Source organism: Bordetella bronchialis (assembly GCF_001676705.1).
In the GTDB taxonomy this organism is placed as follows: domain Bacteria; phylum Pseudomonadota; class Gammaproteobacteria; order Burkholderiales; family Burkholderiaceae_B; genus Bordetella_C; species Bordetella_C bronchialis.
In genome coordinates, this window is sequence record NZ_CP016170.1 from 3353791 (window position 1) to 3374336 (window position 20546).

The 20546-nt window shown below is 67.3% G+C and carries 17 protein-coding genes; 8 read left to right on the plus strand and 9 right to left on the minus strand.

Going from position 1 to position 20546, the window contains the following annotated elements:
• Nucleotides 1-12: 12 nt before the first annotated feature.
• The 4 genes from BAU06_RS14840 to BAU06_RS14855 all read right to left on the minus strand — a co-directional run bounded on the left by BAU06_RS14840 (nt 13) and on the right by BAU06_RS14855 (nt 4287).
• Nucleotides 13-864 (minus strand): branched-chain amino acid ABC transporter permease, encoded by an 852-nt coding sequence (locus tag BAU06_RS14840; protein WP_066350599.1) that lies wholly within the window; start codon nt 862-864, stop codon nt 13-15.
• Between the two features lie 66 nt (nt 865-930).
• A complete protein-coding gene (locus tag BAU06_RS14845; RefSeq protein WP_066350608.1) occupies nt 931-2181 on the minus strand; it encodes an ABC transporter substrate-binding protein in 1251 nt (416 codons plus the stop codon).
• A 129-nt stretch (nt 2182-2310) separates the two neighbouring features.
• Nucleotides 2311-3123, minus strand: coding sequence for a putative hydro-lyase (locus tag BAU06_RS14850; protein ID WP_066350615.1), 813 nt, complete (start codon nt 3121-3123; stop codon nt 2311-2313).
• 177 nt (nt 3124-3300) lie between these two features.
• On the minus strand, nt 3301-4287 hold the full coding sequence (locus BAU06_RS14855) for a LysR family transcriptional regulator (protein ID WP_082988247.1): 987 nt from the start codon (nt 4285-4287) through the stop codon (nt 3301-3303).
• Nucleotides 4288-4368: 81 nt separating this feature from the next.
• On the opposite strand from BAU06_RS14855, the gene BAU06_RS14860 reads away from it, so the two are divergent.
• The 4 genes from BAU06_RS14860 to BAU06_RS14875 all read left to right on the plus strand — a co-directional run bounded on the left by BAU06_RS14860 (nt 4369) and on the right by BAU06_RS14875 (nt 7787).
• Complete coding sequence (locus tag BAU06_RS14860) at nt 4369-5325, plus strand: DMT family transporter (RefSeq protein WP_066350617.1); 957 nt, start codon at nt 4369-4371, stop codon at nt 5323-5325.
• Between the two features lie 107 nt (nt 5326-5432).
• Nucleotides 5433-5849, plus strand: coding sequence for a hypothetical protein (locus BAU06_RS14865; RefSeq protein ID WP_156770238.1), 417 nt, complete (start codon nt 5433-5435; stop codon nt 5847-5849).
• Between the two features lie 186 nt (nt 5850-6035).
• Nucleotides 6036-6248, plus strand: a complete 213-nt coding sequence (locus BAU06_RS14870; protein WP_066350621.1) for a DUF1059 domain-containing protein — start codon at nt 6036-6038, stop codon at nt 6246-6248.
• A 150-nt stretch (nt 6249-6398) separates the two neighbouring features.
• Nucleotides 6399-7787, plus strand: a complete 1389-nt coding sequence (locus BAU06_RS14875) for an FAD-binding oxidoreductase (protein WP_066350622.1) — start codon at nt 6399-6401, stop codon at nt 7785-7787.
• A gap of 131 nt (nt 7788-7918) precedes the next feature.
• On the opposite strand, the gene BAU06_RS14880 is transcribed toward BAU06_RS14875, so the two are convergent.
• Nucleotides 7919-8596 carry an ABC transporter ATP-binding protein gene (locus BAU06_RS14880; protein ID WP_066350623.1) on the minus strand — a complete coding sequence of 226 codons (678 nt, stop codon included), beginning with the start codon at nt 8594-8596 and terminating at the stop codon, nt 7919-7921.
• On the opposite strand from BAU06_RS14880, the gene BAU06_RS14885 reads away from it, so the two are divergent.
• Nucleotides 8595-9245, plus strand: coding sequence for an arylesterase (locus tag BAU06_RS14885; protein WP_066350624.1), 651 nt, complete (start codon nt 8595-8597; stop codon nt 9243-9245). The genes BAU06_RS14880 and BAU06_RS14885 overlap by 2 nt on opposite strands.
• 201 nt (nt 9246-9446) lie before the next feature.
• On the opposite strand, the gene BAU06_RS14890 is transcribed toward BAU06_RS14885, so the two are convergent.
• Nucleotides 9447-11414: a SurA N-terminal domain-containing protein gene (locus tag BAU06_RS14890; protein WP_066350626.1), complete on the minus strand. Its 1968-nt coding sequence runs from the start codon at nt 11412-11414 to the stop codon at nt 9447-9449.
• A gap of 189 nt (nt 11415-11603) precedes the next feature.
• On the opposite strand from BAU06_RS14890, the gene ugpQ reads away from it, so the two are divergent.
• Together ugpQ and BAU06_RS14900 are read left to right on the plus strand one after the other, a co-directional pair.
• Nucleotides 11604-12353: a glycerophosphodiester phosphodiesterase gene (gene ugpQ / locus BAU06_RS14895; RefSeq protein WP_066350630.1), complete on the plus strand. Its 750-nt coding sequence runs from the start codon at nt 11604-11606 to the stop codon at nt 12351-12353.
• Nucleotides 12354-12378: 25 nt separating this feature from the next.
• Entirely contained in the window at nt 12379-13248 is an 870-nt protein-coding gene (locus BAU06_RS14900; protein ID WP_066350637.1) for a 23S rRNA (adenine(2030)-N(6))-methyltransferase RlmJ, read from the plus strand.
• Between the two features lie 166 nt (nt 13249-13414).
• On the opposite strand, the gene BAU06_RS14905 is transcribed toward BAU06_RS14900, so the two are convergent.
• The 3 genes from BAU06_RS14905 to BAU06_RS14915 are packed head-to-tail and all read right to left on the minus strand — an operon-like array spanning nt 13415 to nt 19371.
• A complete protein-coding gene (locus tag BAU06_RS14905) occupies nt 13415-14971 on the minus strand; it encodes an efflux transporter outer membrane subunit (protein ID WP_082993704.1) in 1557 nt (518 codons plus the stop codon).
• The gene (locus BAU06_RS14910) at nt 14968-18159 is read right to left on the minus strand and encodes an efflux RND transporter permease subunit (RefSeq protein WP_066350641.1); all 3192 of its coding nucleotides are present in this window, start codon (nt 18157-18159) and stop codon (nt 14968-14970) included. Before BAU06_RS14910 ends, BAU06_RS14905 begins: the two co-directional genes overlap by 4 nt.
• Nucleotides 18160-18180: 21 nt before the next feature.
• Nucleotides 18181-19371, minus strand: a complete 1191-nt coding sequence (locus BAU06_RS14915; RefSeq protein ID WP_066350644.1) for an efflux RND transporter periplasmic adaptor subunit — start codon at nt 19369-19371, stop codon at nt 18181-18183.
• Nucleotides 19372-19584: 213 nt separating this feature from the next.
• On the opposite strand from BAU06_RS14915, the gene BAU06_RS14920 reads away from it, so the two are divergent.
• Nucleotides 19585-20520: a LysR family transcriptional regulator gene (locus tag BAU06_RS14920; RefSeq protein WP_066350653.1), complete on the plus strand. Its 936-nt coding sequence runs from the start codon at nt 19585-19587 to the stop codon at nt 20518-20520.
• Nucleotides 20521-20546 lie beyond the last annotated feature (26 nt).

Below are 20546 nucleotides of genomic sequence, written 5' to 3' on the forward strand. Positions count from 1 at the left end.
ACGTGACTCATATCACCACCGCCCGAACAGGCCGCGCGGCCGGTACCAGAGAACCAGAATGAACAGGATAAAGACCGAAACCGTCTTCAAGGCGGGCGCCACGAAGTAGCCCGTCATCGCCTCGATGATGCCGATCAGGATCCCGGCGATGAAAGCGCCCGGCAGGGAGCCGAAGCCGCCCATGCAGACCGCCACGAAAGCCAGCAGGCCGAATACCGTTCCCACCGAAGGGAACACATAGAAGAACGTCGTCAGCAGCGCGCCCGCCAGGCCCACCGCGGCGCTGCCCAGTATCCATACCTGTGCGTTGACGCGGTCCGGCGAAATTCCCACCAGCGCGGCCACGTTGCGGTCCTCCGCCACGGCCTGCAGGGCGTGCCCCCAGCGCGTGCGATACACCAGCACGAACAAGGCGATGACGACGACCAGGGCGACCAGGCCCGTGATCACCTGCGGCCGGCCGATCGAGACGCCGGCCAGCGACACGCTGCCGGACACCAGTGTGTCGGGCAGGTTGCGATAGTCGGGCGTGAAGGCGATGAAGGCCAGTTGCCGCAGCACCAGGCCCAGGCCGAAGGTGGCCAGGATCACCGCCATGGGCGGCCCCTTTTGCAGGCGCTTGATGATCAGCGCATACGTCAGGAAACCGACGAAACCCAGCAGGATGGCGACCAGCGGCGCCGACATCGTGGGGTCGACATGACCCAGGGTAAAGAACCAGTAGGCGGCATACATGGCCAGCATCAGGAATTCGCCATGGGCGAAATTGATGACGTCCGTGATGCCCCAGATCAGGGCCAGGCCCACCGCCACGGCGGCATAGATCAGGCCATTGAATAGCCCGGCGTAGAGCGCTTCAAACATGCGGGACTCCTGCGGCGGACCCCCGCGGGCCCGCCGTGTCTTGCGTTGCGCCAGCGTGCCGGCCGCTTACTTCCAGGCGAAGGGAAGCGCGGGCAGCGACTTGTCGGAATTGAATTGAGCGGGCCATACGGTCTGGTAGCCGGGACCCTTCATCTGCAGGATGAGCCCGGCGCCCTTGCTGTTCTGGCCCTTGTCGTCGAACTTCACGCCCGACCACGGCATGGCGATCTGGTCGGCGCCCAGGTCGGTGGCGGCAATGGCCTTGCGGATGGCTTCCGGATCGGTGGAACCGGCGCGGTTGATGGCATCGGCCAGTACCAGCACGCCCTGCATGGAACGCGCGTTGTTGCCGTTCAGCTCCTTGCCGGTCTTGGCCTTGTACATCTCGTTGACCTTCTTCAGGATGGGCTGGCTGGCCGCGATGTCGTTGCTCCAGACATCGCGCGTCAGTACGCCCTGCACCTGCGAACCGACTTCCTGCACGAAGCGCGAATCGATGAAGCCGGCGTCGTTGGCCAGGAAGATCGGCGGCGCGTACTTGGCTTCGCGCATGGTGCGCACGAACAGCATGGCGTCGGAGGTATAGCTGGCGAAGATCGCCACATCTGGCTTGGCGGCGGCCAGCTTCTGCACTTCGGACGTAACCGAGGCGGATCCGGCGGTATAGGCGATATTGGCGACGATTTCGCGCTTGTATTGCTTGGCGAATTTCTCCAGCGCCTTGTAGGTGTTGACGCCGAAGTCGGTGTTTTCATACACCACGGCGATGCGCTTGGTCGGCTGGTCCTTCACGCCATCCAGGAACTGCATCATGTTTTCGATGAACGTGTCGTCCGTGGGCGAGGTACGGAAGAACCACTTGTAGCCGCGCTCGGTCAGGTCCGGGCTGCTGGATTCGCCGTTCAGGTAAGGAATGCCGGCCTGTTCCGCGACGCGGCTGGCGGTCTTGGTGACGGCGGACTGGTAGGCGCCGGTCAGGGCCACCACCTTTTCCTGCTGGATCAGGCGCTGCGCATCGGCCAGGCCCACTTCGGGCTTGCCCTGCGAATCGCCGAACACGACTTCGATCTTGGCGCCGCCCAGCTTGGGCAGTCCCGAACCCTCCGCCAGCGGCAGGCCTTTCAGTTCGGGGTGCGGATTGTTGACGATGTCGACCGCCAGTTCGATGGCGGCCTTGATTTCCGCGCCGGTCGACGCCAGCGCGCCGCTCAGCGGATAGATGGCGCCTATGCGCACGGTCTTCTCTTGCGCGGCGGCCGGCTGCCCGAACGTCAGCGCGAGACACGCGGCCACGCCCGCGATCAGCTTCAATTTCATAATTGCTCCTGGGGATCTGACAAATCAAAAAAGGGAAACTGCCGACAGCAAGCTTATCCGCAGCATGGCCGCAAGACCGCCCGAACAAACCCTGACAGAATCGGTAACGACTTCAGGGACGTGCGGCTATCACAGGGCCGCGACGCGGCTGTTGATAAGGTCGGTGACCAGCATATGGCCCGGCGCGTGCGTGATGCAGAATTCCGGTTTGACGGCGGCCACCACGGACTGGGGCGTGACGCCGCACGCCCAGAAGACGGGCACTTCGCCCGGGCGGATATCGACGGCATCGCCGTAATCGGGGCGGTTGATATCGGCGATGCCGATGGCCGCGGGGTCGCCGAAATGCACCGGCGCGCCGTGCACGGAAGGAAAGCGCGAAGTGACCTGGATGGCGCGGATCGCGTCGGCCGGCTTGAGCGGACGCATCGACACCACCAGCGGGCCGGAGAAGCGGCCCGCCGCGGCGGTGGGCACATTGGTGCGGTACATCGGCACGTTGCGACCCTGCTCGATGTGGCGCACCGGCAGGCCGTTGTCCAGCATGGCTTCCTCGAAAGAGAAGGAGCAGCCGATCAGGAAGGACACCAGGTCGTCGCGCCAGACATGGCGGACGTCCAGCGGCTCTTCGACGAGCACGCCGTCCTTCCATACGCGATAGCGCGGAATGTCGGTGCGGATGTCGATGTCCACGCCCAGTTCCGGCAAAGCGGGATCGCCCGGCTCGGAGACCGCCAGGATGGGGCAAGGCTTGGGATTGCGCAGGCAGAAGCGCAGGAACTCATCGGCCAGCGCCTTGGGCAGGATGGCCAGATTGGCCTGGACATGGCCGGGCGCCACATTGGCCGTGGGGCCCGTCATGGCGCCGGAGCGCGCGTCCAGGCGGGCCTGGTAGGAAGCCGACGGCGCGCCGGCGCCGGTTTGCTGCGGAAGAGCGGACATCTCGATTCCCCGTGCGATGTGGTGAATTCTTATCTGCGCCGCATTGCACCGTACCGCGCGCGGCACTGTCCAATCACATGTTCCGATGAACCGTGATCATAAATTCTTATCGCTGGAGGCGCCAGGGCCCGTTTTGCCCGGGAAAACAGGGCCGCGGGCGCGACGCGGCGGCCTGCTTCATTTCTCGGCCTTGGCGGCGCCACGCCGGGTAATCCCTAGGCCCGGCACGGCCAGCGGCGGCGGGTCCAGCGTCACCGGATGGGCGGCGAGGCGCGCCGCGTCCTCGCGGGCGATGTACTGCGCGGCCTGCGCCACGGTGCGCGCCACATGGCTGTCCGGGCCCTGCATCCAGCAGGCCGTGTAGTTCAGCGGCGGCAGCTCCGGCGCCTGCACATCCAGTATCTGCAACAGACCTTGCGCGAGCTCCCGGCCCAGGATCACCGGCGCGATGACCGCGGTACCGATGCCGTCCAGCGTCATGCGCACGATCACGCTCAAGGCCGAACTGCCGTACATCCGCGGGGTCTGCACGCCGCCTTCCACCAGGATGCGGCGCACGGCGCGATGCGGATCGGTATTGGACGTATAGGTGATGACCGGCCACCGGCCCAGCCGCTTCAGCGAGATCGGCGGGCGCCCCAGCCGCAACTGCGGACTGGCGATCCAGGCCAGCGGATAGCGGCACAGGTGGATGTTCTCCACCCGGGGCTCGTCCATGGGACCGAGCAGGAAAGCCAGGTCGATCTGGTGCGAGGCAAGCTGGGTGCGCAAGGCCGTGCTGGTGTCGACCTGGATATCCACCATCAATGCCGGATAGGCTTCATGCATGTATTCCATGAGGCTGGGCAGCCAGGTGTGGACGATGGTCTCCGACACGCCCAGGCGCAGCGTGCCGCTCATGACGTTCTGCGCCGCGGCGGCACGCTGCATGTCGGTGCGCATTTGCAGCATGCGCTCGGCATGCGAAAGCAGTTCGTAGCCCTTGGCGGTCAGCGTGATGCCGCGCGAATCGCGTTCGAAGAGCCGCACGCCCAGGCCCGACTCCAGCGAGGCGATACGCTGCGAGATCGCGGGCTGCGTGGCATTCAGTTTTTCCGCCGCCGCGCGGAAGCCGCCCAGGCGGGCCACCCAGAAGAAGGTTTCGATGTTGCGCAGGTCGATCATGAGGGGTGCGGCGCCGGCCATCAGGAAAATTGATCGCGGTGAGCGTATCATGGCGAGCGCCAAAAAAAGGAGATCAGTCCTATGTCGTCACGGGCGCGGTCAGGCCCTGTCCCGGCCAGCGGAGCGGCGCTGCCGGCGTCCACGCAGCCGCTGATGGGCGTCGCACTGCTGGTGCTGTCCATGTGGGCCTTGTCCAGCCTGGACGCCAGCGGCAAATGGGTAATGGCGGCGGGCGTGCCGATGCTGCTGCTGTCCTGGGTGCGGTATGCCGCCCACTTCGTGGTGGCCCTGGGACTGATCGTGCCGGCCCGCGGCTGGGGCATCCTGGCCAGCCGGCGCCCGCGCGAACAGATGCTGCGCGGCGGCGCCATGCTGGGCGCCACGCTGCTGTTCTTCACCACCTTGAGCTATCTGCCGCAGGCGGAGGCCACGGCCATCAATTTCCTGGCGCCGCTGATCGTGTTGCTGCTGGCGCCCTGGGTACTGCGCGAGCCGCCGCGGCTGTCGCGCTGGATCGCCGCCGGGGTGGCCTTCCTGGGCGTGCTGGTCGTCATCCGCCCCGGCGGCGGACTCGATCCGACGGGAACGATGTTCGGCCTGGCCGGGGCCTTCTGCTTCTCGGTGCAATACATCGCCAGCCGGCGCGTGGCGGCGGACGATCCGCTCACTTCGGTCATCTGGAGCGGCGGCGTCGGCACGGTGGTGCTGTCGCTCAGCCTGCCCTATGTCCTGCCCGCGGCCCTGCCGGTCTTGCGCGAACTGGATCCCCTGCACTGGTGCGTACTGGTTTCCACCGGCGTGACCGGCTGCCTGGGCCATCTGCTGCAGATCGCCGCGTACCGGAAGGCGGCGGCGTCGACGCTGGCGCCCTTCACGTACCTGCAGATCGTCAGTTCCACCACCACGGGCTGGCTCATCTGGGGCCACTTCCCGGATGCCCTGACGTGGCTGGGAATCGCCATCATCTGCGGCAGCGGCATCACGATAGGCGTCGTGGAATGGCGCCGGGCGCGGCGCAAGGCAGGCGGGGAAACCTGACCGGGCCAACGGCCGATGCAATCGCTTTCAGGAAGTTATGCCGCACCCGTCACCACCGCTCGGATAATGGCCGCCCAATGTGTCGCATGCGACGAAGGAGCGCCATCATGCCAGAATCTATCCCGGTAGCCGTGAATCCCGAAGTCATCACGGATTATCAACCCGCCGACGGCAAGCATCCCGTCGTGGTCGAGTTCCATGCGGTCACTGTGGGTCTGGACGAACCGGTGGCCAACGAGATCGTGACGCTCCGGTTCTACACCAAGGACGATCAGAATCTCACGAAGAACTGGTGGCACAATCCCCTGCCCTTGCAGGTGTATAGCGATCCGGGCTGCACCAAGGTGGCCGACCTCGTCACCGACGGGCAGGGTTCGGTACGGGCGTATATCGTCTGTACCACAGGTGGCGAGGAAGCATACTACGTGCAGGGGGTCCCGGGAGGCCAGCGCGGAGATCCGCAGGAGGTCACCAACCTGCAGGACGATCCGAAAGCGCCAATCCATTTCACAAAGCCCCGCTGATCGCCGGCCGTCGCGCCGCCGACCTCGCCGGTTTGCTCCCTTTGCGGTAAACGCCCGCGCGAGCGCATCCGGCGTCCGGGCACCCGCCTATACTCTGCTCTAGAAATCGCTCGCGGGCCGCGCCGCACCCTGGCCCGGCGCCCGCGACACGCCGCCAAGCACGGCGCCCGCACGGAGGAGCAGACCATGACGCGCAAATACATCGATTGCCGCGAGTTCCCCAGCGAAATGAATTGCACCGTCGCCCTATCGGCGGACAACGACGAAGAACTGCTGGAGGCGGCCGTGCAGCACGCCTGCACCGTACACCACCACACCGATACGCCGGAGCTGCGCCAGCAGATCCGCACGCTGTTCCACGACGGCACGCCGCCGGCCGAAGCGCCGCCCCGCGCCTGATACGCGCGCCCGGACAACCGGGCCTTTACGGCGCGGCCCTGCCGGCGTGGCCGCGTCTTTCACCGGCGCCAGGCTTGCCGTTCGCCCACGCGCCTGCCACCGGCACCTGTCGCCGGCGAGGGCCATCCATGCCCCCGCCTAGGGGGTTCCATGTTCACGTTGTCCAGCACCGCCATAGACGACCTGAAGGCCAATACGCGGGGGCGCGTCGTGCTGCCCGCCGATCCCGACTACAACGAAGTGCGCAAGGTATGGAACGCCATGATCGACCGGCGCCCGGCGGCCATCGTGCGCTGCGCGGGCGTCGCCGACATCCGCTGCGCCATCCTGTTCGCGCGCGAGCACGGCGTTCCACTGACGATCCGCGGCGCGGGCCACAATATCGCGGGCAGCGCCGTCTGCGACGACGGCATCATGATGGACCTGTCGCTGATGCGGTCCGTCCATATCGATCCGGCGACGCAGCGCGCCTGGGTAGAACCCGGCGCCACGCTGGCAGATTTCGACCACGAAGCGCAGGCCTTCGGGCTGGCCACGCCGGTGGGCATCAATTCCACCACCGGTATCGCGGGCCTGACGCTGGGCGGCGGCTTCGGCTGGCTGAGCCGCCGCTTCGGCATGACCATCGACAATCTGCGATCCGCCGACGTCGCCATGGCGGACGGCGAATTGGTCCACGCCAGCCCGGGCACGCATGAAGACCTGTTCTGGGCGATCCGCGGTGGCGGCGGCAACTTCGGCGCGGTCACGCTGTTCGAATTCCAGTTGCACGCGGTCGGGCCGCAGATCTACGGCGGGCTCGTCGTACTGCCGATCGAGCAGGCGCGCGAGGCCCTGCAGGCCTATCGCGAGGCCGCCAAGGCCATGCCGGAGGAGCTGACCGTCTGGGCCGTCCTGCGCCAGGCGCCGCCGCTGCCCTTCCTGCCGCCGGCGGTGCACGGCCGCGGCGTGGCGGTGTTCGCCGTGTGCTACAGCGGCCCGGTGGAAAACGGTCCGCTGGTGGTGGAGCCCATACGCCAGTTCGGCACACCGCATGGCGAACACCTGGGCGTCATGCCCTACACCGCCTGGCAGAAGGCCTTCGACCCCCTGCTGGCGCCCGGCTCGCGGAACTACTGGAAATCCCACGATTTCGGCGAACTGTCGGACGATCTGTTCGATGCGCTGCTGGACGCGGCGTCGCGGCTGCCCTCGCCCCAATGCGAGATCTTCCTGGGACAACTGGGCGGCCAGGCCGGACGCGTGGCGCCGGACGCGATGGCCTACCCCAATCGCAATGCCCGCTACATCGTCAACGTGCATTCACGCTGGGAGGATGCCTCGGACGACGCGGCCTGCATCGGGTGGGCGCGGGATTTCTTCGACGCGGCGGCGCCATTCTCGCTGGGCAGCGTTTACGTCAACTTCATGACGGAGGAAGAGTCCACGCGCATCAATGCGGCCTACGGGGCGAACTACACGCGGCTGGTGGCGATCAAGAGCCGTTACGATCCGCACAACCTGTTCCGCCACAACCAGAATATCCGGCCGTCGGCCTGACGTCGCCGGCCACGGTGGCCCCGTGCCCGGCAGTCGGACGCCCGGCAGTCGGACGCCCGGAAGCCCGGCGCCCGGTAGCCCGGCGCCCGACAGCCCCGCGCCCGAGCCGGGATCGGCCCCGGGGCCGGGCCTTAGGCCGCCGATATGACCTTGCCGGCAGCCAGGACCAGTTGGCGTTCGCAGCGGGCGGCCAGCCCGGGATCATGGGTGACCAGCACCAGCGTGGCGCCGTGCTCGCGGTGCAGTTCGAAGATCAGGTCGATGACGCGCTCGCCGGTGGCGGCGTCCAGACTGCCCGTGGGCTCGTCGGCGAACAGCAGGTCCGGCTTGACCACGAAGGCGCGCGCCAGCGATACCCGTTGCTGCTCGCCGCCGGACAAGGTCCGCGGGTAATGGTGCAGCCGGTCGCCCAGGCCCACGCGTTCCAGCATGCCCCGCGCCGCGTCGCGGGCCGGCAGTCCCGCCAGCTCCAGGGGCAGCATGACGTTTTCCAGCGCGGTCAGGTTGGGCAGCAGTTGGAAGGACTGGAACACGAAGCCCACGTGATTGGCCCGCAGCCGCGCGCGGCCGTCCTCGTCCAGGGCGAACAGGTCGCGCCCCGCCAGCGTCACCGAGCCGGCGCTGGGAACATCCAGGCCCGCCAGCAGTCCCAGCAAGGTCGATTTGCCGGAGCCGGAGCTGCCCGTGATGGCCAGGGCCGTGCCGGCCGGCACCGTAAAATCGATACCATCCAGAATGGCCAGTGTGCCACCCGCGTCGGCAACCCGTTTGCCCAACCCCCGCACCTCTATCGCGTTTCCCGTATCCATGCGCCCGCTCATCCGTTTATTGTTCGCGACTGTACTGACCCTGCTGGCCGCCACCGCCGCCTACGCTCAGACCGCCTCCGCCGCGGCGGGTTCCACCAGCGGCAAAACGATACTTGTGGTGGGCGACAGTCTATCCGCGGAATATGGCATCGTCCGCGGGACCGGCTGGGTGCCGCTGCTGGGCCGGCGCCTGGCCCAGGAGTATCCGGGCTGGACCGTGATCAATGCCAGCATCAGCGGAGATACTAGCAGCGGCGGGCTGACGCGCCTGCCCGCCCTGCTGCGGCAGCACCGCCCCGCCATCGTGATCCTGGAATTGGGCTCCAACGATGCCCTGCGCGGCCTGCCGCTGGCGATGACCCAGCAGAACCTGACCGCGATGGCACGGCAGGCCAGGCAGGCCGGCGCCGCCGTGCTGCTGGTCGGCATGCAGATTCCGCCGAACTACGGCCGCGCCTATACCGATCAATTCCGCGACCTGTTCGGCAAGGTGGCCAAGGCCGAGAACACCGGCCTGGTGCCCTTCCTGATGGAGGGCATCGCCACCGACCGCGCGCTGTTCCAGCCCGATGGGATCCATCCCAATGAACAAGGCCAGCCGCGGCTGCTGGACAACGTGTGGGCGGGCCTGAAGCCGATGCTGAACTGATCGCCGGCGGGCCGTACCGGCGGCCAGGCCGGACGCGGACGTCCGGCGCGGCGCGGGTTACCGGCATGAGGAATCGATCGGCCGCCTGGCCCGCTTCCAAAATGAACTGGCCGGATCGTCGATCCGGCCAGCGATTGCGATGATGGGATGCGGCGATGGGGCGCGGCGACCCTGGCCCGTCGGCCACGGCGCGCCGTGGCCTTAGCCCGTCTGCTGTTCCGTGTCGCCGCCTTGCAGGACGCGCGTGGCCTCGGGGGCGATTTCCACCTTGTACTGCTGGCGCAGCGTCTTCAGCACGGCTTCGTCCTCGGCCTGGCCCCAGGCGCCGGACAACTGCTGGGTCAGGCTGGCCAGCGCTTCGGGATCGGCCTTGCCCGGCTCCACCTTGTCGATACGCGCGAGCACGTAGTCGTTGCCGTCGCGGGCGCCGGCGTAGGAAGGCAGGGGCGCCGCGGGGGCGCGCATCACGGCATCCAGCACGGGACGCGACATGTTCTGCGGATTCTGGCGCGATACGTCCACCGCGCCGCCGAAGCCTTCGGCCGGCGCCGCGGGATTCTTGCGCAGGGCCTCCAGGGCCTGTTCGCCGGCCTTGGCGGCCGCGTCGGCGGCGCGCGTTTCGACCAGCCGTTCGCGGATTTTGTCCTTCAGTTGATCCAGCGGGGGCACGTGGGCCGGCGTATTGGCCGCCACGCGCACGACCACCATGGTGTCGGGCGCCAGCTCGATCACGCCGGAATTCTGCTTGTCGCGCAGGACTTCCGGGCTGAACAGCGCCTGGCGCACGCGCGGATTGTCCAGCAGCGCGGAATCGGGACTGGCGGCGGCCGCGCCGGCGCCCGCCTGCTCCTGCGGCAGCAGGCCCGTGCGCGTGATGCCGCCGGCCTGGCGTATTTTCAGGCCCAGGGCGTCGGCGGCAGGCTGCAGGCTGTCGCGCTGGTCGTAGACCAGCGAGGTCAGCTTGGTGGCCATGTCCGAGAAGCGCGAGGAGGCGATCTGCTTGCGGATTTCCGCGACGATCTGGTCGCGGACTTCGGCCAGCGGCTTGGTCTGGGCCGGCTGCAGGTCGGTCAGCTGCACGATGTGCAGGCCGTAGGGACTTTCCACCACGCCGGAGACCTGGCCTTTGTTCAGTCCGTCCACCGCCTTCTGCAAGGCGGGGGTGAGCATGCCGGGCCCGATCCAGCCCAGGTCGCCGCCGCGGTTGCTGGAGCCGGCGTCCTCGGAATATTTCTTGGCGAGGTCGGCGAAGGCAGCGGGATTGGCCTGCGCCTGGCGCGCGACGTCCTCGGCCTTGGCGCGCGCCGCCTTGCGCTGCGCGTCCGTGGCATCGGCCGCCAGCTTGATCATGATGTGGCTGGCGCGGCGGCGCTCGGGCTGGCCGAAGCGGCTTTTGTTCTGTTCGTAATAGCTGGCGACGTCGGCGTCGCTGACCTGGATGCCGGCGCTGGCGGCGGCCTCGTCCAGCACCAGGTATTGCGCCTGCACCTGGTCCGGCACCTGGTACTGCTGCTTATTGGCGTCGTACCACTGCTGGATGTCCGCGTCGGCGACCTGCACCTGTTTCTTGTAGTCGGCCGCGGCAAAACGCCGCGTCAGCACATGGCGCGTTTCGGTCAGCGCGTGCTCGATGGCGCCGGCCACGGTGGCGGGCAGGCGAGCGGACTCCGAAATCGGGTTCAGCACGCGGGCCACCGCCAGGTCGCGGCGCAGGCCGGCCTCGAACGCCGCGGGCGACAGCCCCTGGGCGGCCAGCACCGCGCGATAGCGTTCCGGCGAGAACTTGCCGTTGTCCTGCACCGCGGGGTTGGAGGCAATGGTATTGCGCAGCGTCTCGTCCGATACCGAGAAACGGTTGTCGGCGGCCGCGGCGGCCAGCAGGCGCTGGTCTATCATCTGGTCCAGCAGGCGCTGGCGCATGGCCGGCGTATCGAACAGGGCGGGGTCGAACTGCGCGCCCATCATCTGGCGATACTGGTCCAGCTGGTCCCGCCGGGCCTGGTCGTATTCACGCTGCGTGATCGGCTTGCCGTTCACGGTGGCCATTTTGGGCTCTTCCGACATGAAGCTGCTGTAGCTTTGCACGCCGAAGAACGCGAACGTCGGAACGATGAGGATCAGCAGGATGAACTGCATCCATCGCTGATGGTTGCGGATGAAATCGAACATGGAGTCCCTGTAGCGGCGGACACGCGAGAAACCGCATGGCCGGCGCCAAAAAAAAAGCGAACCGGATTCGCCTCGCTTTCTTAGTGGTTAGACCGGATCAGCGCGCTGGAGTTTAACACTTCCCGGAAGGGCCGAGACGCTGCGGTATCCTTGGCGTATCGCGCACCCAGACCGCACAGGATCGCATTCATGGATACCCCTCTTCCCGCCTGGCCCTACCCCCGCTTGATCGCCCATCGCGGCGGCGGCAGGCTGGCCCCCGAAAACACCATGGCCGGCATGCGCGCCGGCGCGGAGCACGGCTACCGGATGTTCGAGTACGACGTCAAGCTCAGCAAGGACAACGTCCTGGTCCTGCTGCACGACGACGACGTCGACCGCACCACCAATGGCAAGGGCCCCGCGCGTGGCATGACCTTCGCCGAGTTGACGGCACTGGATGCCGGCGCCTGGCATTCCCCGGCGTTCGCCGGCGCGCGCATCCCTACCCTGGAGGAAGTCGCGCGATTCACGCTGGCGAACGGCATCGCCAGCAATGTCGAGATCAAGCCCTGCCCCGGCCGGGAAACCGAAACCGGCACCGCCGTGGCCCTGGCGGCGCGCGAACTCTGGCAAGGCGCCGCGGTGCCGCCGCTGCTGTCGTCCTTCTCGGAAGAGGCCCTGGCCGCCGCGCACGTGGCGGCGCCCAAGCTGCCGCGCGCCCTGCTGGTGGACAAGATTCCCAGCGACTGGCGCGACCGCCTGGTGCAGCACGATTGCATCGGCTTCAACGTCAATCAGAAGGACGTCACACCGGAGCTGGTCAAGGCGGTGCATGGCGCCGGCTACCGGCTGTCGGCCTGGACGGTGAACGACCCGGCGCGCGCGCGCCAGTTGCTGGACTGGGGCGTGGACGGCATTTTCACCGACGAGCTGGCCGCCATCCGGCCGGACGCTTGAGCGCCCGCCCGCCTGGAGAGCCCGCTTGTTCAGCTATCGACACGCCTTCCACGCCGGCAATCACGCCGACGTGCTCAAGCACGCCATCCTGATCCACGTGCTGGATTACCTGGGGCAGAAAGACACCCCGTATTGGGTCATCGACACGCATGCCGGCGCCGGCCTGTACCGCCTGGATAGCGACTGGGCCGGCAAGAATGCGGAATTCGCCGATGGCATCGGGCGCCTGTGGGATGACGGGGATGCTGCGGGAACCGCCGTGCCCGCCCTGGTGGCCCGCTATGTCGAACGGATACGCGACTACAACCGCGACGGCCGGCTGCGCCACTATCCCGGTTCGCCATGGCTGGCGCTGGACGCGTTGCGCGAACACGATCGCCTGCGGCTCTTCGAGGCGCATCCGACGGAAGCCGAGGTGCTGGTGGGCAACCTGGAAAAACACGGCGGCCTGGCCCTGCGCCAGACCACCATTTTCGACACCGACGGCTTCGAGGGCATGAAGGCCTTACTGCCGCCGCCACCGCGCCGCGGGCTGGTGCTGATCGATCCTTCCTACGAAGACAAGCAGGACTACCGGCGGGTGGCGCAGGCGCTGAAAGAAGGCCTGAAGCGCTTCGCCACCGGCATCTACGCCGTCTGGTATCCGCAGGTACAGCGGCGCGAATCCCTGGAACTGGCGCGCCAGCTCGAAAAGGCCGGCAAGCGCTGGCTGCACGTGTCGCTTTCCGTGAAGAAGCCCGCGGCCGACGGCTACGGCCTGCACGGCAGCGGGATGTTCCTGGTCAATCCGCCATGGACGCTGGCCGCGCAATTGAAGGAAGCCCTGCCCTGGCTGACCGCAAGGCTGGCGCAGGACGAACGGGCCCGCTACACCCTGGACGCCGTGGCCGACTGAACGAGGATGCCCGTGCCCCGGATCCCGTGTTTTTCCACGGCAGCCTGAAGTACCACATCCCGATCGTCGCCTGCCGGACGCCGGCGGCAAGAAGGCCCCGCGGGGCCACGTCCCCCGATATCCGCCGCGCGCCGGTACGCTCCCGGCGCGCCGGACCCGCACTGCCCTATTGCGCGGCGGTTTGCCGCGGCGCCGCCGCGGCGCCGGACATCGACGCCGGGGCCGAGACCGGTTGCGGCTGCCCGGCGGGCTGCGCCTGTACGGTGTGCTCCGTCCAGCCGCCGCCCAGCGCCTTGTACAGGTCCACCAGGTTGACCAGGCGCGCCAGCCGCGTCTGCACGAGGATCTGCTGCGATTCGTACAGGGCGCGTTGCGAGTCCAGCACGTTCAGATAGCTGTCCACGCCCTGGCGGAAGCGTTGCTCCGATAGATCGTAGGCCCGCTGGTTGGCCTGGACCAGCAACTGCTGGGAACGGATCTGGTCGTCCAGCGTGCCGCGGCCGGCCAAGGCATCGGCAACGTCGCGAAAGGCCGACTGGATAGAACGCTCGTAGTTGGCGATCTCGATCCGCTTCTGCACCTTGGCAAGATCCAGGTTGGCCTGCAGCGAACCGCCCGTGAAGATCGGAATGCTGATTTGGGGCGCGAAACTCCAGGCGCCCTGTCCGCCGTCGAACAGTCGTCCCAGGCTGGCGCTGGCCGTACCCGCCGAGGCCGTGAGCGAGATGATGGGAAAGAACGCCGCGCGCGCCGCGCCGATATTCGCGTTGGCCGCTTCCAACTGGTGTTCGGCCGCGCGGATGTCGGGGCGGCGCTCCAGCAGCTCGGACGGCAGGCCGGCCGGCAAGGTCGTGGGCATCATGGAATCGTTCAGGGCCGACGGCGATTCCAGCATGGCGCGCACGTCCTGCGGCAAGGGGTCGCCCAGCAGCAGCACCAGCGCGTTCATGTCCTGCGCGACCTGGCGCTCGAACTGCGACAGATTGCGCTCGGCCGTCCGTACCGAGACCTCGGCCTGGCTCAGGTCCAGGGCGGTCGCGATGTCGTTGTCGTAGCTCTGCTTGGTCAGCTCGTAGGAATCGCGCTGGCTTTTCAGGGTATCGCGCGTCAGCTGCAGCAGTTCCTGGTCGCTGCGCAGGGTCAGGTAGGCGGTGGCCACCTCCGACACCAGCGAAAGCTGGGTGGCGACGCGGGTTTCGTCCTGCGCCAGGTAAAGCTGCAGGGCCTGTTCGTTCAGGCTGCGGATGCGGCCGAAGAAGTCCAGTTCCCAGGACGCCACGCTGGCGCCGACCTGGTAGCTGCGGCTGGTGGAAGCCCGCCCGCTGGGCGACAGGTCCGCCGGCGTGCGTTGCGCCGATTCCTGCGCGCCGGCCGCCACCGAGGGGAACAGCTCGGAGCGCTGGATACGATACTGCGCCCGCGCCGCCTCCACGTTCAGCGCCGCCACGCGCAGATCGCGGTTGTTCTGCAGCGACAGCATGATCACGCGCTGCAGCACCGGATCCGTGAAGAAATCGCGCCAGCCCACGTCGGCGGCCGGCACGCCGCCCGGGGGAACGGCGGCCTGGTTGGCGGACCGATAGGCCGGGCCGCTGGGATAGGCGGCATCGATGGGGGCCGCCGGACGTTCATAGTCGGGCATCAGCGTGCACCCGGCCAGCACCGCGACAAACGCGGCCGACAGCGGAAAACGCAGCATTGTTCTCATTGTGGAAGTCGTCATTCGGCATGTCCCCCCGCCGGGGCGGACTGCGCCGAGCCGTGTTTCGGATCGTTGGGATCGTGCGGGTCGCCGCGTTCGCTGTGGCGCTTGACCTTGAACAGGCGCAGCATCGCCACGAAGAACGTGGGCACGAAGAAGATAGCGAGGAAGGTCGCCGTCAGCATGCCGCCGATCACGCCCGTACCGATGGCGTTCTGGCTGCCCGAGCCCGCGCCATTGGCGATGGCCAGCGGCACCACGCCCAGGATGAAGGCCATGGACGTCATCAGGATGGGCCGCAAGCGCTGGCGCGCGGCATGGATGGCGGCTTCCGTCAGGCTGGCCCCGGATTCGTAGTGCTCCTTGGCGAACTCCACGATCAGGATGGCGTTCTTCGCCGCCAGGCCGACCGTGGTCAGCAGCCCCACCTGGAAATACACGTCATTGGACAGGCCCCGCAACAGCGTGGCAGCCAGGGCGCCGATGATCCCCAGCGGGACCACCATCATCACCGCCGTGGGAATGGACCAGCTTTCGTACAGCGCCGCCAGGCACAGGAACACGACGATCAACGATATCGCGTACAGCGCCGGCGCCTGCGAACCCGACAGGCGTTCCTCGTACGACAGCCCCGTCCATTCGTAGCCGATGCCGGTCGGCATGGTGGCCGCGATGCGCTCCATTTCGGCCATGGCCTGGCCGGTACTGTAGCCGGGCGCCGGCTGGCCCAGGATTTCGTAGGCGGGCACGCCGTTGTAGCGGTTCAGCTTTTGCGGGCCGTAGCTCCACTCCGCCGATGCGAAGGCCGAGAACGGCACCATGTCGCCCTGGGCATTGCGCACGTACCACTTGTTCAGGTCGTCCGGCAGCATGCGCGAACTGGGCATGCCCTGCACGTAGACCTTCTTCACGCGGCCGCGGTCGATGAAGTCGTTGACGTAGGTGGAGCCCCAGGCCGTGGTCAGCACGCTGTTCAAGTCCTGGATGGACACCCCGAGCACGCGGGCCTTTTCGCGGTCGATGTTCAGGCGATACTGCGGCGCGTCTTCCACCGTGTTGGGCCGCACGGCCGCCAGGATGGGGCTTTTGGCGGCCTCGCCCAGCAGTTTGTTGCGGGCGTCCAGCAGCGCCTGGTGGCCCAGGCCGGCGCGGTCCATCAGCTGGAAGTCGAAGCCGGTGGCGTTGCCCAGCTCCAGCACCGCGGGCGGCGCGAAAGCGATCACCTGGGCATCGCGTATGGTCTTGGCGAAATGCCCCGACGCCCGCTGCGCCAGCGCGGCCACCTTCTGCGACGCCTTGGGACGGTCGCCCCAGTCCTTGAGCTTGACGAACATCAGGCCGGCGTTCTGGCCGCGGCCGCCGAAATTGAAGCCGTTGATCGCGAAGACCGAGGCCACCGTGTCCTTTTCGTCTTCCAGGAAATACTTGGTGGCGGCGTCCAGCACCACCTGCGTGCGCTCGGCGGTGGCGCCCGAAGGCGTGGCCACCTGCACGAACAGAATGCCCTGGTCCTCGTCCGGCAGGAAGGACGTGGGGATGCGCGTGAACAGCACCACCATGCCCGCCACGATCAACGCATAGATCAGCATCAGCCGCGGCGTGCGGTTCAGTAGCCGCGAGACCACGTTGGCATAGCCGTGGCTGCCGCGGTTGAAGACGCGGTTGAACCAGCCGAAGAAACCGGTCTTGGCTTCGTGATGGTCCTTGGAGACGGGCTTGAGCAGCGTGGCGCACAGCGCCGGCGTGAAGACCAGCGCCACCAGCACGGACAGCGCCATCGACGAGACGATGGTGATCGAGAACTGCCGGTAGATCACCCCGGTGGAGCCGCCGAAGAAAGCCATGGGAATGAACACGGCAGCCAGCACCATGGCGATGCCCACCAGCGCGCCGGTGATCTGCTCCATCGATTTGCGCGTGGCCTGGCGTGGCGTCAGGCCCTCTTCGGCCATGACGCGTTCGACGTTTTCCACCACCACGATGGCATCGTCCACCAGCAGGCCGATGGCCAGCACCATGCCGAACATGGTCAGCGTATTGATGGAATAGCCGAAGGCTGCCAGCACCCCGAAGGTGCCCAGCAGCACCACGGGCACCGCCAGGGTGGGAATCAGCGTGGCGCGCAGGTTCTGCAGGAACAGGTACATGACCAGGAACACCAGCACGATGGCTTCGCCCAGGGTCTTGAAGACGTCCTCGATGGAGAGCTTGACGAAGGGCGTGGTGTCATACGGATACACCACGTCCATGCCCGGCGGGAAGAAGGGCTTCAGGCCGTCGATGGTATGCCGCACGGCGTCGGCGGTGTCCAGCGCGTTGGCGCCGCTGGCCAGCTTGATGGCCAGGCCGGCCGCCGGCTTGCCGTTGTAGAGGCTGTCGATGGTGTACACCTGCGCCCCCAGCCCCACGCTGCCCACGTCGCGCAGCCTTACCTGCGAACCATCCGGGTTGACCTTGAGCAGGATATTGGCGAACTGCTCCGGCGTCTGCAGGCGGCTCGGGCCGATGATGGTGGCGGTCAGGTCCTGGCCGCGCACGGCCGGCAGGCCGCCCAGTTGCCCGGTGGACACCTGCACGTTCTGCTGCTCGATGGCGTTGACCACATCGATCGTGGTCAGGTTGTAGTTAAGCAGCTTGGCCGGGTCCAGCCAGATGCGCATCGCGTATTGCGAGCCGAAGAGCTGGAAGTCGCCCACGCCGTTGGTGCGGCTGATGGGGTCCTGCACATAGGAAGCGACATAGTCGGCCAGGTCGGCGCGCGACATGCTGCCGTCGGTGGAGATGAACGCCGCCACCAGCAGGAAGTTCTTGGTGGCCTTGGTCACCCGTATGCCCTGCTGCTGCACTTCCTGCGGCAGCAGCGGCTGCGCGAGCGACAGCTTGTTCTGCACCTGGACCTGGGCGGTATCGGGATTCGTCCCTTGCGTGAAGGTCAGCGTGATGGTCACGCTGCCGTCGGCCGCGCTTTCGGAATTCAGGTATTCCAGGCCGTCCAGGCCGTTCATCTGCTGCTCGATCACCTGCACGACCGTGTCCTGCACGGTCTGCGCCGAAGCGCCCGGGTAGTTGACCTGGATGCTGATCGACGGCGGCGCGATGGCGGGATACTGGGACACCGGCAGGCGCAGGATGGACAAGGCGCCCGCCAGCATCATGACGATGGCGATCACCCAGGCGAACACCGGCCTTTCGATAAAAAACTTGGCCATGCTTGATACTCCTTGCCGGCGTTACTGGACCGTAGCGGCCGGCGCCGACGCGGTGGAGGCCGGTTGCGGCGCGGCCTCGTTGGCCGTCACTTCCATGCCCGGCCGTATCGTCTGCAGGCCCTCTACGACGACTTTGTCGCCGGCCTTCAGGCCGCTGGTGACCAGCCAGTTCGAGCCGATGGCCCGGTCCGTGACCAGGTCGCGCACCTGGATCTTGCCCTGCGCGTCGACCACGTAGGCGGTCGGCGTGCCGCGCTGGTTGCGCACCACGCCGCGCTGGGGCACCAGCAGGCCTTCGGTGGCGACACCGTCGACCAGCTTGGCGCGCACGAACATGCCCGGCAGCAAGCGGTGCTCGGGATTGGGGAACACCGCCCGCAAGGTGACCGAACCGGTGCTCTGGTCCACGGTCACCTCGGAAAACTGCAGCTTGCCCTCGTGGTTGTACTGCGTGCCGTCTTCCAGCGTAAGCGTGACCTGCGCGGCCTGCTCGCCGGCCGCCCGCTTGATTTCGCCCTTGGCCAGCTGGTCCTGCAGGCGCAGCAGCTGCACGCTGGACTGGACCACGTCGACGTAGATGGGATCGATCTGCTGGATGGACGCCAGCGCGGCCGTCTGGTTGGCGGTCACCAGGGCGCCTTCGGTCACGGTGGAGCGGCCGATGATGCCGTCGATGGGCGACAGCACCTTGGTATAGACCAGGTTGATGCGGGCCGTATCGACCGCGGCCTTGGCGGCCAGGACGTCGGCCTTGGCCTGGTCCCGCGCGGCGACGGCGTCGTCATAGGTCTGGCGGCTGATGGCGCGCGTTTCGGTCAGCGGCTTGTAGCGCTCGGCCAGCAAGGACGCGCTCTTGACCTGGGCTTCGGCCCGCGCCAGCGCGGCGCGCTGGCTATCCAGCGTGGCCTGGTACAGCGACGGATCGATCTGGTACAGCTGCTGGCCGGCCTTGACGGTGCCGCCTTCCGTGAAAAGGCGCTTGAGCACGATGCCATTGACCTGCGGCCGGACCTCCGCCACGCGGTAAGGCGAGGTCCGGCCCGGCAGTTCGGTGGTCAGCGATACCGGCTGGGTGTTCAGGGTCACCACGCCGACGGTGGGCTTGGACGCGGCCGGCGCCGCATTGTCCTTCTTGCCGCAAGCGGCCAGCGTAAGCACGAGCAGGCCGACGACAGCCGCCGCGGCCGCGCGCCCGGCGGTCTTCTTATTCATAGGGTGCATTTCCTGATTCCAAACAGAGGGACGGGCCGGCCGTGCCGACCGAGGTCGCGATCAGCGACGCGCCGCGCCTGGCGTCCGACGCGCGTTGCTGCATTGCAAAAGCCCAGATTTTGCACTATTCCATCGGCGTAACAAAGACCGGGGCGGCGAAAAACATAGTTCCATTGGTGAGACAATTACGGCATGACAAAGCGCCTCCAAACTATGGAGCTGTTCGTCGAGGTCGCGCGGGCCAAGAGCTTCAGCCGCGCGGCGCTCGTGCTCGGCATCCCCAAATCCACGGTGTCGCGCCAGGTGGCCGAACTGGAGCGGTCCCTGGGCGTGCAACTGCTTAGCCGCACCACCCGCAAGGTCGAGCTGACCGACGCCGGCTCGCACTACTTCGAGCGCTGCCAGCATATCGTCGCGGAAGCGCAGATCGCCGACGAGGAAATCCAGGGGCTGGCCAGCACGCCCGCCGGGCCGCTGCGCGTCAACATGCCGGTGGATTTCGGCACCGATTTCCTGGCCGAATCGCTGATGGCGTTTTCGCGCCGCCATCCGGCCGTGACCTTCCACCTGGACATGGCGGCGCCGGAGCACGCGGGCAAGGTGTTCCAGTCCTGCGACGTGGCGATCGAAATCGGCGAACTGCGGTCCGCCACCCGTATCGCGCGCCAGCTCGGCTCCATATCCGCCTACCTGTATGCCGCGCCGGCGTACCTGGCGGCATACGGCGTGCCGCGACACCCGCACGATTTGACGGCACACGAATGCATGGAGTTCCGCGCGACGCTGGGGGCCCGCGTGACGCCCTGGCCGCTGCACAAGAACGGCGAACGTATCGAATTTCATCCAGGGAAGCGCTTTTCGCTGAACAGCGCCAGCATGATACGGCGGCTGGCCACGCTGGGCGCCGGTATCGCGGTGCTGAGCGACGTCAGCGCGTCGCAGGAAGTGGCGGCCGGCCGGCTGCAGCGCGTGCTGCCGGATTGGGAGGTCGGGCCCTTCCCTGTCTACGCGGTGACCGAAACCCGTCTGCTGCCGGTCAAGACCCGCATATTCGTCGAGTTCCTGACCGAGCGCCTGCAACACGCATGGTCGCGCCAGGGCAAGGATAGCGCGGAAGCCGTCACCGCCTCGGCCATTGAAACCGAGTGAAATAACCCGCGCGCCCCTGGCTATCG